Origin of the sequence: Ancylobacter tetraedralis (assembly GCF_014195655.1) — a bacterium.
GTDB lineage: Bacteria > Pseudomonadota > Alphaproteobacteria > Rhizobiales > Xanthobacteraceae > Ancylobacter > Ancylobacter tetraedralis.
In genome coordinates, this window is sequence record NZ_JACICD010000014.1 from 73,132 (window position 1) to 86,813 (window position 13,682).

The 13,682-nt window shown below is 67.3% G+C and carries 14 protein-coding genes; 8 read left to right on the plus strand and 6 right to left on the minus strand.

All coding sequences use genetic code 11. From position 1 onward, the window contains the following. Positions 1 to 123 precede the first annotated feature (123 nt). The 4 genes from FHS55_RS21855 to mdlC form a co-directional block, all read right to left on the minus strand. On the minus strand, positions 124 to 1,935 hold the full coding sequence (locus FHS55_RS21855; protein WP_183191989.1) for a CocE/NonD family hydrolase: 1,812 nt from the start codon (positions 1,933 to 1,935) through the stop codon (positions 124 to 126). Between the two features lie 55 nt (positions 1,936 to 1,990). After that, positions 1,991 to 2,380 carry a hypothetical protein gene (locus FHS55_RS21860; RefSeq protein ID WP_183191990.1) on the minus strand — a complete coding sequence of 130 codons (390 nt, stop codon included), beginning with the start codon at positions 2,378 to 2,380 and terminating at the stop codon, positions 1,991 to 1,993. Then, positions 2,377 to 2,712 (minus strand): hypothetical protein, encoded by a 336-nt coding sequence (locus FHS55_RS21865; protein ID WP_183191991.1) that lies wholly within the window; start codon positions 2,710 to 2,712, stop codon positions 2,377 to 2,379. Before FHS55_RS21865 ends, FHS55_RS21860 begins: the two co-directional genes overlap by 4 nt. A 71-nt stretch (positions 2,713 to 2,783) precedes the next feature. After that, complete coding sequence (mdlC, locus tag FHS55_RS21870; RefSeq protein WP_183191992.1) at positions 2,784 to 4,370, minus strand: benzoylformate decarboxylase; 1,587 nt, start codon at positions 4,368 to 4,370, stop codon at positions 2,784 to 2,786. 226 nt (positions 4,371 to 4,596) lie between these two features. Between mdlC and FHS55_RS21875 the strand changes: the two genes are divergently transcribed. The 4 genes from FHS55_RS21875 to FHS55_RS21890 all read left to right on the plus strand — a co-directional run bounded on the left by FHS55_RS21875 (position 4,597) and on the right by FHS55_RS21890 (position 9,232). Further along, a complete protein-coding gene (locus FHS55_RS21875) occupies positions 4,597 to 5,769 on the plus strand; it encodes a hypothetical protein (protein WP_183191993.1) in 1,173 nt (390 codons plus the stop codon). Between the two features lie 184 nt (positions 5,770 to 5,953). Then, positions 5,954 to 7,432 (plus strand): UbiD family decarboxylase, encoded by a 1,479-nt coding sequence (locus FHS55_RS21880; protein ID WP_183191994.1) that lies wholly within the window; start codon positions 5,954 to 5,956, stop codon positions 7,430 to 7,432. An 81-nt stretch (positions 7,433 to 7,513) separates the two neighbouring features. Next, positions 7,514 to 8,038: a phenolic acid decarboxylase gene (locus FHS55_RS21885; RefSeq protein ID WP_183191995.1), complete on the plus strand. Its 525-nt coding sequence runs from the start codon at positions 7,514 to 7,516 to the stop codon at positions 8,036 to 8,038. 138 nt (positions 8,039 to 8,176) lie between these two features. After that, entirely contained in the window at positions 8,177 to 9,232 is a 1,056-nt protein-coding gene (locus tag FHS55_RS21890) for a hypothetical protein (RefSeq protein ID WP_183191996.1), read from the plus strand. 162 nt (positions 9,233 to 9,394) lie between these two features. On the opposite strand, the gene FHS55_RS21895 is transcribed toward FHS55_RS21890, so the two are convergent. Together FHS55_RS21895 and FHS55_RS21900 are read right to left on the minus strand one after the other, a co-directional pair. After that, a complete protein-coding gene (locus FHS55_RS21895; RefSeq protein WP_183191997.1) occupies positions 9,395 to 10,033 on the minus strand; it encodes an NrsF family protein in 639 nt (212 codons plus the stop codon). Position 10,034: 1 nt separating this feature from the next. Continuing rightward, entirely contained in the window at positions 10,035 to 10,571 is a 537-nt protein-coding gene (locus FHS55_RS21900; RefSeq protein ID WP_183191998.1) for a sigma-70 family RNA polymerase sigma factor, read from the minus strand. A gap of 187 nt (positions 10,572 to 10,758) precedes the next feature. On the opposite strand from FHS55_RS21900, the gene FHS55_RS21905 reads away from it, so the two are divergent. From FHS55_RS21905 to FHS55_RS21920, 4 genes are all read left to right on the plus strand, one after another. Continuing rightward, positions 10,759 to 11,046 carry a BufA1 family periplasmic bufferin-type metallophore gene (locus FHS55_RS21905; protein ID WP_183191999.1) on the plus strand — a complete coding sequence of 96 codons (288 nt, stop codon included), beginning with the start codon at positions 10,759 to 10,761 and terminating at the stop codon, positions 11,044 to 11,046. 63 nt (positions 11,047 to 11,109) lie between these two features. Then, on the plus strand, positions 11,110 to 12,006 hold the full coding sequence (gene bufB, locus FHS55_RS21910) for an MNIO family bufferin maturase (RefSeq protein WP_183192000.1): 897 nt from the start codon (positions 11,110 to 11,112) through the stop codon (positions 12,004 to 12,006). A 3-nt stretch (positions 12,007 to 12,009) separates the two neighbouring features. Beyond that, the gene (locus tag FHS55_RS21915) at positions 12,010 to 12,780 is read left to right on the plus strand and encodes an HvfC/BufC N-terminal domain-containing protein (RefSeq protein ID WP_183192001.1); all 771 of its coding nucleotides are present in this window, start codon (positions 12,010 to 12,012) and stop codon (positions 12,778 to 12,780) included. After that, a complete protein-coding gene (locus FHS55_RS21920) occupies positions 12,777 to 13,304 on the plus strand; it encodes a DoxX family protein (RefSeq protein WP_183192002.1) in 528 nt (175 codons plus the stop codon). Before FHS55_RS21915 ends, FHS55_RS21920 begins: the two co-directional genes overlap by 4 nt. Positions 13,305 to 13,682 lie beyond the last annotated feature (378 nt).

Here is a 13,682-nt window from a genome sequence, read left to right on the forward strand (position 1 = left end):
CCTCGTGCACGGAATTGATCTACATCGCCACGCGCAGGATCGTCGTGAGCCGCGGTAGCCTTTCCGGGATGATCGGCCAGCCGTTCGTATCCGCTAGGCGCGGTGGCCATTGATGCCGTCACCTCAGACGTGAAGATCTCTTCTGGCCTCGCCCGCCCGGGCGAACGCGACATAGGTGTCCGGCCCGTAATGGAGCGTATTGCGCGCGTAGTAGGGCGGCACCTGCATGTCGAACTGGGCATGCCCGTGGCTCACGTCGCTGCGCAGAAGGTCGGTGCGGCTGGCGATGTCGAGGCGCAGCCGCTCGCCCGGCTTCAGCACCACGGGCTGCGGCGTGAGGCTGAAGCGCAGCGTCACCGGCACGCCGGGGGTGAGCGGCTCGGGCGTGTCGATGTCGATGGCGATCTCGGTGGCGGTGGAGCGCGCCGCGTCGACCCTGCGGCAGGCAGGTCGGATCGCGCCCATGGAAAGGATCTGGTAGCCGCCATCGGCCGAGACGAGCCCGGTGCGGGCCACCACGTGGGAATCGATCTCGTTGCAGCTGAAGGAGAGGCTCAGGGTCACCGGCCCGGTCAGCTCCGTCTCCTCCTCCACCGGCAGCTCGAAGGTGAGGCGCTGGGTCTCCACCTCGTCGAAGCCCGCCGTCACGATGGCGCCAAGGGGCACCGCCGCCCATCGGTTCGCCCCGCCGTCGCCCGGCGCGCGGTCGAGGCGGTGAGTTGCGGCGTCGGCGCCATTGGAGGCCGGGTAGAGGCGCAGCGCGGTGCTGCCAGGCAGCGGCCAGTCCGGAGCGCTGCGATAGTCCTTCGCGCCTTCCGTCCAGTATCGCACCCGCGGCTGCGCGAGATAGCCGTTGTCCGCGCCGTAGACGAGATGATCGAAGAAGGCGAGTGCCTCCAGCTGCCACGCATAGACCGGCAGGTCATAGGTCGCCGGGCCAATGATGAGCCAGCGTTGATCCCTTGGCGTGCCGGCATTCTCGAACAGATCGTAGGCGCCGAACTGGTGCAGGTTGAGATAGCCGGCATTCTGCACCACAACGAACGGCACCTCGATGTCGCCCAGCGCGCCGGACGGGCCAGCCGGCAGCACGCTTGTCGCCCGGGTCTTGCCGTCGAGCATGAGGCCGGCGAACAGGCGGCGCGCCTGCGGCGTCGGCACCTGCCGCTCGAAAGCCCTCATGATCCGCGTCATGCGCTTCTTCAGCTGCGGCCACCATACATGCTTCATTGGGGAGTTGGTGATGTGGCTCACCACCGCGCGCAGCAGCGGCGGCAGGTGCAGCCGGAACTGCAGGGGCGTGAAGTTCGCGCCCATCCAGAGCGCGAAGAAATCCGGCTGCGGCGCGCCGCCGAACATGGCGATGTGGCGGAAGAAATCCGTGCACATCTCGTTGGTGAAGAAGCCCTTCAGGGCCGCCGGGCGAAGCCGTGCCACCTGCGGCTGGGTCAGCCCGTAATAGGAGGTGCCGAACAGCACCACCTGCCCATCGCACCAGGGCTGGGCCGCCGCCCACTGGATGACTTTGGCGTGGTCCTCCACGTCGGTGTCGTTGAGATAGACGGCGTCCGCCCCGCCCGAGCGGCCCATGCCGCGGCGGGCGACGATCACATGGGCATAGCCGCGATCGGTGAAGACCGGGGGGCTGCCGGTCTCGTTGTTGCCGGTGGGCGCGCCGGCGGCCTGCAATTCCTTGGAATAGGCCGCGAAGGCGATGACCGCCGGATAGCGGCCCGGCGCCTTCGGCACATAGACATCGGCCGCGAGGCAGATGGAGGGCGCGACCTCGATCATCCGGTCGGCGAGGATGCGGCAGCCGAGCCCGGACTTCGCGGCGGGGCCTGGCGTCCAGCCCGCCAGCTGCGCGCCGAACAGCCCGCCCTTCGGCGCGATGAGATTGTCCCAGAAACCCCGCTTCCCGTTCTTGGCCGTCATGTGCATTCTCCCCCGGTCTCAGGCTCGCCGCGCCAGATCTGGGCGCGGGGGCGCCCTACAATTGCGAGATATCAAGGCCGGTCTTCTTCTGCGCGGCCAGGCGCATCTCGCGCACCGCCCATTTCTGCTTGTCATCCGGAATGAAAAAGCCGCCGATTCCGGACGAGAACAAAAGATCGAAGACACGCTCGGTCACCGCGGTGAGGGCCCGCTCCATGTCCTCGCCGGCCTCGGGCTTCGGGGGCACCATGATGACGATGGTGTCTTCCGCCTGCTCGACGATCTCGATCTTCAAATCCGGCCCCGGCGTGTAACCGAATTCCGCGCAGACCACCCCGACCGGGTCGGCGAGGAGCTTCGCGCGATAGTCGGGATCGGTGGCGATGCGCTCGTAATTCGTCTCGACGAAATTGGCATTCTTCTCGACGAAATTGGAATGGCTCACGGCGGATCTCCCTCGGTGCGGGCCGCGTTGCGCAGGGCCAGCAGCTTGAATTTGGCGGCCACGGGCACGAGCCAGATGAACAGGCCCTGGCTGGACCACAGATCCATCTGGTTGAGCGGCGCCGGCGGCGGGGGCGATTGCGGCGCGCGGGCGGGCGGGATGGTGAAATAGACCCGGTCGCGCCGCTGCACCACCACCTTCACCTTGATGCCGGCCGGCACCGCGACGCCCATGGTCTTGAGCGCCGCGACGGGGTCGCTCTCCACCTGGGCGGCGAAGGCATCGTCGCTCCACACGCGCCTTGTCAGCTCTTTCTCGAAATCTCCGGACACGGATGTCTCCCTACCCCGCCTGGGTTGCTTTACACGGCCTGTTCCAGCACCCGTCGCTGCGGGCGGCCGCCTCAACCCCCGGGCCAGGCGGTGGCGACCTCGATGAGGGTCGGCTTGCCGGCCTTGAGCGCGCGGGTGAAGGCGGCGGCGAAGGCCTCGTCGGTGTCGACCCGCACCGCCTCCATCCCGTAGCCCGTGGCGATGGCGACGAAGTCGATGTCCGGCACATCGAGGGCAGGCACGTGCTCGGCTTTCAGCACGCCGGCGAACCACCGCAGGGCGCCGTATGTGCCGTTGCGCAGGATGACGAACACCACGGGCACCTTGTGCTGGGCCGCCGTCCACAAGGCGGTGATGCCGTAATTGGCCGAACCGTCGCCGATGAGAGCGATCACCTGCCGTTCCGGCTCGGCGAGCTGGACGCCCACGGCGGCCGGCATGGCGAAGCCGAGGCCGCCTGCCGCCCCGAAATAATAGCTCCCCGGATGCTCCCAGCGCATGCGCTGCCACATGGCCTCGATGGTGGAGGTGGATTCGTTCACATAGATGGCGTCGCGCGGGGCGAGTTCGTCCAGGAGGTCGAGGACGCGCTCGGCAGCCAGCGGCGTTGCCCCCGTCATAGCCCGCGCCGGCGTCTTCCGGGACGGCGGCGCCGGCCGCTCCGCCTCGCTGACCGTGTCGGCCAGCGCCGCGAGGATAAGGCCCACGTCGCCGACCACCGCATCGCCCATGGGGGCGCGGGCGGCCTCGTCGGGATCGCAGGTGATCTGGATCAGCTCGGCCCCGGCCGGCAGCAGCGGGCCGGGCTCGTACTGGTGATAGCGAAACACCGGCGCGCCGGCTACCAGCACCAGGTCATGGCCCTCCAGCTGCCGGGAGATGTCGGCCATGCTGGCGGTCAGGAGGCCGCGGAAATGGCGATGGGTGGTGGGAAAGGGGCAGCGCGGCGCCGAAGGGGCGACCCACACCGGCGCCTTCAGCCGCTCGGCGAGCCGCACCGCGTGCGCGTGCGCCCGCGCCGCGTCCACGTCCGGCCCGAGAACGATGACCGGATTGGCGCTGCGATCCAGGCGCGCGGCAAGCACCGCGAGCGCGCCGGCATCGAGCGCGCCCGCAGCGGAAACGGTGCGCTTCAGCAGCCGCAGGGATTCCGGCTCGGCGGGCTTGTCCCAGTCGTCATAGGGGATGGAGAGGTAGACCGGCCCCGGCGCGGGCAGGCTCGACAGGTGCAGGGCACGGCTGATGGCGAGGGGCACGTCCTCCGCGCGGGCCGGCTCGCACGACCATTTCACCAGCGGCTTGGGCAGCGTGGTCGCATCAATGTTGGTCAAGAGCGGTTCCATGCCCATCATGGCGCGGATCTGCTGGCCGGCGGTCACCACCAGCGGCGTGTGAGCGTTCCACGCATTGGCGAAGCCGCCCATGGCGTTGCCGGTGCCGGCGGCCGAGTGCAGGTTGACGAAGGCGGTGCGGCCCGTGGCCTGCGCGTAGCCGTCGGCCATGCCGATGGCCGCGCCCTCGTGCAAGGCGAGGATGTAGCGGAAGTCGGACGGGAAATCGTCAAGGAAGGGCAGCTCGTTCGAGCCGGGATTGCCGAAGATGGTGGTGATGCCGTGCCGCCGGAGCAGGTCGTAGGTGAGGTCGCGGACGCTCGTCATGATGTGCCTCTGGAATGGCCCAGCCGTCGATGTCGCCTGGCCGTGATCCATGAAGCCCAACCTAGGCTGGCACCGTCAGGCGCGCATCAGCAGAAGTGGTGACGCCCCCTCGTACCCGACCGCCACCTCGGTCATCCCGAGACTTCCCAAGATCTGCGCCGTATGAGCTGCGTTGAATGGGACCCGCGCTTCTGTCATCCTCTTGCTACCTGCGAGGTTGGCCAGAGTGAAAGACACCGAGCGTGATCTCGCCGATTGCGTCGGCGCCATCTATCAGGCCGGCGCCGGGGACGGTAGCTGGCTTGACGTGGGCGAGCGCATTTGCCGGATCATGGACGCCCGGCGCGCCCTGCTGGTCCTCGGTGGCCCCGGGGGACCTCGCAACTTGCTGATGCCTGCCGACGGCAGCGAGACCGCATACGCGGGCTATTTCCACGCCAGAGACCCCTACGCCGCCAAGGCCCGCTATGACTTCGCGACCGCACGGGCCCACCACCTCGGCAATGCGAAGCTCGGCACCGAGCTGGTTGCCGAGAACGAATTCCTGAACAGCGAGTTCTATTACGACTTCGCCCGGCATCACGAGCGTCGCCATGTGATCGGCGGCATGGCCGGCCTCACCGAGGCGACTCCGATATTGGTGTCCCGCGGCGACGACACCGGGGCGTTCGACGAAACCCATGTCCGGCTGCTGAAGACCCTGATGCCGCATGTCCAGCGCGCCATCGAGCTGCGCGCGCGGCTGGGGCGGAACGACGAGACGTTCGCCCTGACGCGGGCCGCTCTGGAGGCGCTTCCCGTAGGCGTGGGTGTCGTCGATGCGGGGCTGAAGATCCGCTTCATCAATGACCTCGCCCGCAGGTACCTGGCCGGTCCCGATGCCGGCCTGTTCTCGCTGCGCTCGGGACCCTGTGTCGGCAGTGGCGTCTACCTCGCCGCCATGTCCCGCGAGGAGGCCAGCGTGCTGCGGCGGCTCGTGGCCTCCGCGACGTCGGGGGGCACGGGAGGCGCCATGCGGGTAACCTCCCGCAACGGCGCGGTGGTGGGCCTGATGGTTGCTCCGGCGCCGCAGGGCCTGGCCGCTGACGTGAGCGGAATGGATGGCGGTGCCGCAAGGGAGGCCTTCGCCCTGCTGATCCTGCGCCCGCTCAACCGCAAGGTGGCGCCGCAAGCCGACATGCTGTGCGAGATGTTCGGCTTCAGCCGGGCCGAGGCGGAGGTCGCGGTCGCGCTCACCGGCGGCGCCAGCGCCGAGGAGGTGGCGCGTCGCCGCAGCGTCTCGCTCATGACCGTCCGCAGCCAGATCCGTTCGATCCTGGGCAAGTCGGAAGCGGAGAACCTGCGCGACTTCGAGCGCACAATGGCGACGCTCGGGGCGCTGGTGCCGCAGTTGCGCTGAAGCGCCGTCGACCGGCCCGTCGGTCGTTTCGTTGCCCGCATAGACAGTTCTGACGATGAGGCGCCGAGCCCGGCTGGCTAGGCTCGGTTCCATCGAACTGGGACTGGATGTGATCCATGCAACGGCACGTCACTCCTGCGCCACGCCACCTCCCCGCGGACACGACGGCCTAGGACTTCCTGTCATGCCCCTGCTCGACCTGCGCCAATATATCGAAGCGCTGCGCAACCTCGGAGAAATCCAGGAGGTCGCGGCTCCGGTCTCTCTCGACCTGGAACTCGGCGCCATCATCCGACATTGCTCCGAGACGGGCTCGCCCGCACCGCTGTTCAGCGCATTCGCCGATCATCCCTCCGGCTTCCGCATCCTGGGCGCGCCAGCCGCCACCAGCGCCCGGCGCGGCCTGGCTATGGTTCGTGCGGCGACGTCGCTCGAGCTGCCGCCGACGTCAAGCGGGATCGAGATCGCCGAGGCCATCGCCGCCAGCCTCGATCTGCCCGCAATCAATCCGCAGATCGTCGACAGCGCGCCTTGCTTCGAGAACATCTCGACCGGCGACGATGTCGATCTGAACCGCCTGCCGGTCCCGCTGCTGCATGACGGCGACGGCGGCCGCTATCTCAACACCTTCGGCTGCATCGTCGCACGCACGCCGGACGGTTCATGGACCAATTGGTCGATCGCCCGCATCATGGTGGTCGACGGCAAGCGCATGACCGGGCTCGTCTCACCCCAGCAGCATATCGGCATGGTGGCCAAGGCCTGGGCTGATATGGGCAAGCCGATGCCCTTCGCCCTCGCGCTCGGCGTGGAGCCGTCCATCCCGTTTATCTGCGCCATGCCGCTGCCGGCCAAGGTGGACGAAAGCGGCCGGCTCGGTGCCCTGATGCGGCGACCGATCCGGACCGTGCGATGCCGGACCGTCGGGCTCGAGGCGCCGGCGAGCGCGGAGATCCTCATAGAGGGCTATCTGCATCTCGACGAGAAGACGAAGGAAGGGCCAATGGGAGAATATCCCGGCTACATTCCGACAGAGCCCGCGCGGGACGGTCCCGTCTACCACGTCTCGGCCATCAGCCATCGCCACGACGCGATCTTGCCCGTCGTCGCCGCCGGAGAGCCGGCCGAGGAGAACCACACAGTCTGGGGGACCATGATCTCGGCCCAGATTCTGCACGATCTCAGGGCCGCCGGCATACCCGCGACCACCGCGTGGATTCCGCAGCAGAGCGCCATGCATTGGCTGGTGGTGACGCTGCCGCGCGACTGGCGCCGCCGCACCGGCATCGACGCCGCGCAGGCGCTGTGCCAGCGGATCGGCGAGGTCATGTTCTCGACCAAGGCTGGCGTTGTCCCCAAGGTGATCGTGCTCAACGACGACATCAATCCGGACGATCTCAAGGAATTGGTCTGGGCCTTCGCCACGCGATGCCACCCGCTGCTCGGCCACGCCGTCTTCCGCGACGAGCCCGAGGACCCGCTCGTCGCCTATCTGCGCACCAACGAGAAAACCGCCGCCCGCACCGGGAAGGTCGTCTACAATTGCCTGCCACCCGACGAATGGGGCGAGGCGCTGCCGGTGCGCGCATCGTTCCGCCACGGCTACCCGGCGGAGATCGTCGATCGGGTCAAGCGCCGCTGGAGCGAATACGGCTTCCGTTAGGCTCAAGCAAAGCGTCCCCATCCACCCCATGTCCATAGCCGGCTGTTCGGGCATCGCCCGGCGGCCATAGAGAGGAAAGCCATGTCCGATTCATTCGAATCCACGCATCCGGCGGAGATCGCCGCCTTCGTCGGCAAACACATCATCTACACCTACGCCAATGGCTGGCTGTACGAGATGTACTTCAAGAACGAGCGCACCATCGACTACCGCGTGCATGGCGGCATGGTCGGCGGGCGCTGGGTGAAGGGCCAGGAGGTCCACATCGTCCGTCTCGCCGACGGTGTGTACAAGGTCTCCTGGTACGAGCCGACCGGCACCTGCGTCAGCGTCGCCTATAATCTCAACGAGAACCGCGCCCACGGCGCCACCTTCTTCCCGCACTGGATCGAGCGGGAACCGAACAAGATCATCGGCTTCCAGAACGAGAAGATCGACCTGATGCGCCAGTACCGCGACGCCGGGCCGACCTATCCGACGCTCCTCATTGACGAGTTTGCCGATATCACCTTCGTGGAAGATTGCGGCCGGGACGACGAAAGCGTGATCGCCTGCGCGCCGGAGGACCTGCCTCCAGGCTATGCTACGCGCCGCAACGTGGACTAATGGGCGCCCACGGCCGGATGCACCATGGAGCATTCGAGGGTGATTGTCCGGGACCTTGATCGTCGTGAAGTCGCGATGCTCGGTGTAACCTTGGCCGCGACATGGCGCGCTCCGGCGGAAGCACAGACGAGATCCCCCATGCTCTATCCGGGAGAGGAGTTGACCGAGGCGGCCGGCTATCCGGCTCTGGTGCGGTTCGAACCCGGGCGCGAGGACCTTCCCCTCGTGGTGTTTGTCACAGGAGGAGGTGTGCTCGGCCGCATCGCCTACGGACCGCCCGGGGGAAGGGCTGCCGATTTCCTTTGCCACTGGCTGCATGAGGAAGGCTTCCCGTCGCTGGTCCTGTCCTACCCCATCGACAACAGGGGTGTGTTCGACGCCCCATTCCCGCACTTTTCGATCACCGACTGGGCGGAGCAGAGCGCCGAGATCATCGCCCGCTACATGGACCGCAATGGCCTGCCGGCGAACGCCATCGTGCTCGGCTGGAGCATGGCGGGGCGAATTGCCGAGCCGCTTCATGCCGCGCTGCGACGAAAGGGAAAGGGCATCGAGCTCTTCGTCGCGATGGCGGCCGCCTCGGCACTTCCCAATACCCTGCCCGGCCTCGACCACCTGAAGCCAGCGGCGAGTGGCCTCGCTGGAATCAGGGGTGCCTACCTCGACTGGCTGCTCCACTGCCTTGTGGATCAGAACGCGGCTGCCGGCCACGCGGTGCTCGATGTCGACGAATTCACACGCGAGATGACCGGTGATTTCCCGGTCGGGCTGGCCGCATCGGCCATGCGCTACAGAGACGGAGCTTTCGTTCCCGACCCGGCCGGAGACGCGCTCGAGGTCGGCACCGCGCGCTACCGAGCCTTTCCGCCGCTCGCGTTGATCACGCACGCCTCTTCGATCGACGCCCGGCACGCTCTCACGGACCGTTCCACATGGGGCGCCTACATTACCCAGCAGCTTTGCGAAGGTCTCGTCTTCTCGCAAGCGGACAAGCTCGCCGCGCTTCCCTCCGAGAATTGGGCGTTGCTGGTCGAGCATGTCGGACGCGCCGCCCAGCGGCTGAGCGCGACGCTGCCGGGCAACCACATGTTCTTCCTGGGAGAGAATGGTGCGCGCAGAACCGTGCAGACGTTGAAGCTCCTCAGGCAAAACGCTGCAGATGTTGCGGGTGAGATCTCACATTTTATGGACTGAAAAATCGCTCATGGTCCTCTCCAATTGCGCGAGCGGCAATGTTTCGGCGCACGGATCGTCCCTCCCGGAAAACGGAGCCGGGCTAAGCCGCTCTCTGTCCCGTCTCGGCCACGCGGATGTAGCCGAGGGCCGAGTGCAGGCGGCCGAATGCAGGCGGCCGGGCTACCAGCGCGCGACAAGCGGTGCGGCGAGCGCACCGACGGCGGCCAGGCCGGCTATGGCGAGGCTGTACCAGGTGGCGACGAAAAGCGGCGAGTCGTCCGGGCAGTGCGCAGCATAAAACGCCGCGGCCAGACCGCCGGCGACCAGCCCAGCCACCGCGCCGGAGAGACGGGGACGGGTCGGCGCACCATGGCGCAGCGCCAGCAAGAACACCGCCAGCGGCGCGGCACCAATCAGCGGAATGAAGGTGAGGCACACCTGGCTATTGACGCCGACCAGCCGCGTCATCCACTCGGACGCGGGGACCGCGAACAGCTCGAGCGCAACCGCACCCACCAGCAGCAGCGGCGGAACCGCGAGCCATGCCAGCAGGGGCCCGGCCCCACCGCCGGGACGTGCGAGCGCGCGCACCAGGGCGAAGGCGCTCGCCACCAATGCCAGCGTCACCACGAATTTGAACACGAAGCGCGCGGTCTCCAGCGACGCCAGCGCATCCGGGCGCGGGCCGAGCGTAACCAGAAACACCGCGCCGGCGAGGATAAAGGCCAGCACGCCGGCGAGACGCCATGCGGTGTCCATCGGCATCGACCTGCTGTCGGTGTCGGCGGCCATCGCCCTGATGAGATCGTCGGTTTTCATCTCAGTCCCGTCCAAATCGCCGCGCAATCGCGGCCAGTCCACGGTGCAGCGCCACCCGCACCGCGGCTTCGTTCATGCCGAACTTCCGCGCCGTCTCCTCGATCGAACGCCCCTCCACCGAGATCGCGGCAACGACGGAACGCTGCCCCGGCGCCAGCGTATCCAGCGCGCGGCCAACATCCCGGTCGCTCACCGTCTCGCTCTCAGGCTGCGCGTAAGTCTCTGCAATCTCATCAAGGTCGATTTCAACACGACGGCCGCGCCGTCGGAAGGCATCGATCAACTTGAACCGGGCAATGGCGTAAACCCAGGGCATCACCGCAGCATCGGGCATCCATGTGTGGCGCTTCAAGTGAATCGCCAGCAGCACCTCCTGCACGACATCCTCCGGGTCGACCCCGCCATGCGAAATCTTGCGGCGGACATAGGCACGAACCAGAGCCGCGGCGCGGTCGAGAAAAAGCGCATAGGAGCGCTCGTCGCCGGCAATCGCGGCCCGAAGCAGATCGGCAAGTTCGCGTTCGTTCTTGCCGTTCAACGCCGGTCTCTCCCATTCGGGCCCACGCGCCGACTTGTTACGTGGGCGCGAAAATATTGTCCAAGCTCATCGCCCCGCCGATCACGAACTCGTGTCGACGTGCAGCGTAACGCCGGATGGTCTCGCGTCGAAAGGATCATCGCACGGTCGACGACGACCGGCGCCAGAGATGAACAGGAGACGACCCATGAACCGCTCGACCCTCGCTCTCGCCCTCGCCGGCTCGCTTGCCACCGCCGTCGCCAGCACCGCCTTCGCGGCCCCGCTCGCGCCGGAAAAGATGGCCGGCAACGAAAAGTGCTACGGCGTTTCTCTCAAGGGCCAGAATGACTGCGCGGCGGGTGCCGGCACCACCTGCGCGGGCACCTCGACGATGGATTACCAGGGCAATGCCTGGAAGGCGGTTCCCAAGGGCACCTGCGTCACCATGAAGGGCGGCATGCACATGGGCTCGCTGACGCCGATCAAGGGCTGAGCGGCTTCCGGGAGGTCCGCGCGGCGGGCCTCCCTCCCGCCCTGAATACCAGGAGAGTTCGCCATGATGGATGCAGCCACCCGCCCCGCCCGCCTGCCCGACCGCCTACCCAACCGTGCCGGCCTCGGCCTCAAGCCGGAACATTATGGTCATGTGCTGGAACACCGACCCGATATCGGTTTCTTCGAGGTTCATGCCGAGAACTACATGGGCGCCGGCGGTCCCCCGCATCGCTATCTCGAGTCGGTAGCAAAGCTCTATCCGCTATCGCTGCACGGCGTCGGCCTCTCCATCGGCGCGGCCCGCCCGCTTGACAGGGTGCACCTGTCGCGCCTGCGGACACTGGTCGAGCGCTACAAACCGCAAAGCTTTTCCGAACATCTCGCCTGGTCGACGCATGACACCGGCTTTCTGAACGATCTGTTGCCGCTGCCCTATACCGACGAGACGTTGGCGCGGGTGATCGACCATGTCGACGAGGCGCAGCAGGCCATCGGGCAGAGGCTGCTGCTGGAGAATCCGTCGACCTATGTGCTGTTCGAGGACAGCACCATCGACGAAATCGACTTCCTGGAAGAAATCGCCGCGCGCACCGGCTGCGGGCTGCTGCTCGACGTCAATAATGTGATGGTCTCCAGCGTCAATCATCGGCTGGACCCCCACACCTACATGGATCGCTTCCCGGTGGGGCGCATCGGCGAAATCCACCTCGCCGGCTATGACGAGACCGTCGACGGCGCGGGCGAGCGGCTGCTCATCGATGCCCATGGCTCGCCGGTAAAGGCCGATGTCATGGCGCTGTATGAACACGCCCTGGCGCGCACCGGGCCGGTGCCGACGCTCATCGAATGGGACAATGACGTACCGGACTTCGCCACGCTTCAGGCCGAGGCGGTGCGGGCCGAGGCCCGGATCGCCCGCGAAGCGGGGCGGCGCAATCGCCAGACACGGGCGGCCTGAGCCATGGGTCTTGCTGCCAGCCAGGAGGATTTCGCGCAGGCCCTGCTCCATGCCGAGCGGCCGATGCCGGCCGGCATCACCACCGCGCGGGGGCAGGCGGATGCGGCGCGCTTCGCGGTCTATCGCAACAATGTCCATGTCGGTCTGACCAAGGCACTGGCACAGCGCTTTCCGGTGACGGAACAGCTGGTCGGCGCGGCGTTTTTCACCGCCATGGCCCGCCTCTATGCGCAGGACAACAAGCCCGCCTCGCCGCGGATCATCGACTATGGCGACGACTTCCCCGCTTTCATCGCGGCGTTCGAGCCAGCAGCCGAACTGGCCTATCTCGCCGATGTCGCAAGCCTGGAGGCCGCGTGGACACGGGCCTATCACGCCGCCGACGCCGGCTTGCTCGATCTTTCGGTGTTGGCCGCCGTGGCACCCGACGCGCTGCCGAACCTCCGGCTGGCCGCGCATCCCTCGGCGGCTCTTATTCGCTCGCCGCATCCGGTCGGCTCGATCTGGGGCGCTCATCAGAGCGCGACCGTGCCGCCCATGGAGGCGTGGGACGCCGAGACGGTGCTCGTGGTGCGGCCGGACATGCACGTCAACGTCCACATCATTCCGGCACAGGACGGAATTTTCGCACAGGCGCTGTTTGGCGGCGCTCCGCTGGGCGAGGCCGCCGAGGCCGCTTTCGCCCACGAACCGGCATTCGATTTCGGCGCTGCACTGGTCGGCCTGCATGCGCTGGGCGCGTTTGCCGGCATTCATCAAGGAGACGTGCCATGAGCCTTGAGACCGCACACGCACCGCAAGACGGCCAAACCTCGCTGGCGGGGCTTGTCCGACAGGCAAATCACCTGTTGGCCTCGATCCCGCAATCGCTGCCGCTACTGGCCCTGCGCTTTGCGCTGGCGGTTCCGTTCTTCCTGTCGGGCCTGACCAAATGGGACGGCTTCCTGCACCTCTCGACCGGCGCGCGCTTCCTGTTCGAGGAGGAGTTCCGGCTCCACATTCTCGGCGGCGAATATACCTATCCATTCCCTATGGTGATGGCGGCCGCGGCCGGGATCGGCGAGATCGCGTTGCCGGTCCTCCTGGTACTTGGCCTCGCCACACGTTGCGCCGCGCTCGGCCTGCTGGCGATGACCGCGATCATCCAGCTCACCATTCCCGAGGGCTGGGCGAATTTCCATTTGCCCTGGGCCGCCATGGCGCTTTCCCTCATGGTGTTTGGCGGTGGCCGCCTCAGTCTGGACCAGCTTCTTCGTGCTTCCCGGCGATCGGGCATCCGAACAATGCCGACAAAATGACCCTCGCCCCCAATCCCCACCGCCGGCCTTCCAATCAAGGGGAGAGTTGAACGACGGCTCGCAGTCCAGCCCGGTCCTCGCGGTTTGCGAGGTCGAGATGGGCGCCGATGCGGGTTGCGGCAACTCTCGCAATGCTCGGTATGCTTCTGGTAGGGCGGCTGCGTTGTTCGGCGGGCTCACCGGCTCACCGCATCGAGCGGCCCGGCCGCCCCCTCGCCAGCGCCGTCGCCAGGCGGCGGAGGGATGCGCACGCGCCTCTCCCATCGTCTCCGTGGTCGTCGCAGCCTGCCGCCCGAGGACTTCAGGCGAGCAGGGCCGAGGCGCTCTTGAACAGCATGTAGCTCGCCACCACGAAGATCAGCGTCGCGAACACCGTGG

What these genes read in the sequence shown, in the direction of transcription:
- FHS55_RS21920 (WP_183192002.1), top strand. Translation starts at nt 12,777, where the DNA reads ATGAGCCTTGAGACCGCACACGCACCGCAAGACGGCCAAACCTCGCTG.
- FHS55_RS21880 (WP_183191994.1), top strand. Translation starts at nt 5,954, where the DNA reads ATGCCCCTGCTCGACCTGCGCCAATATATCGAAGCGCTGCGCAACCTC.
- FHS55_RS21905 (WP_183191999.1), top strand. Translation starts at nt 10,759, where the DNA reads ATGAACCGCTCGACCCTCGCTCTCGCCCTCGCCGGCTCGCTTGCCACC.
- FHS55_RS21915 (WP_183192001.1), top strand. Translation starts at nt 12,010, where the DNA reads ATGGGTCTTGCTGCCAGCCAGGAGGATTTCGCGCAGGCCCTGCTCCAT.
- FHS55_RS21895 (WP_183191997.1), bottom strand. Translation starts at nt 10,033, where the DNA reads ATGAAAACCGACGATCTCATCAGGGCGATGGCCGCCGACACCGACAGC.
- FHS55_RS21890 (WP_183191996.1), top strand. Translation starts at nt 8,177, where the DNA reads ATGCTCTATCCGGGAGAGGAGTTGACCGAGGCGGCCGGCTATCCGGCT.
- FHS55_RS21855 (WP_183191989.1), bottom strand. Translation starts at nt 1,935, where the DNA reads ATGACGGCCAAGAACGGGAAGCGGGGTTTCTGGGACAATCTCATCGCG.
- FHS55_RS21885 (WP_183191995.1), top strand. Translation starts at nt 7,514, where the DNA reads ATGTCCGATTCATTCGAATCCACGCATCCGGCGGAGATCGCCGCCTTC.
- mdlC (WP_183191992.1), bottom strand. Translation starts at nt 4,370, where the DNA reads ATGACGAGCGTCCGCGACCTCACCTACGACCTGCTCCGGCGGCACGGC.
- bufB (WP_183192000.1), top strand. Translation starts at nt 11,110, where the DNA reads ATGATGGATGCAGCCACCCGCCCCGCCCGCCTGCCCGACCGCCTACCC.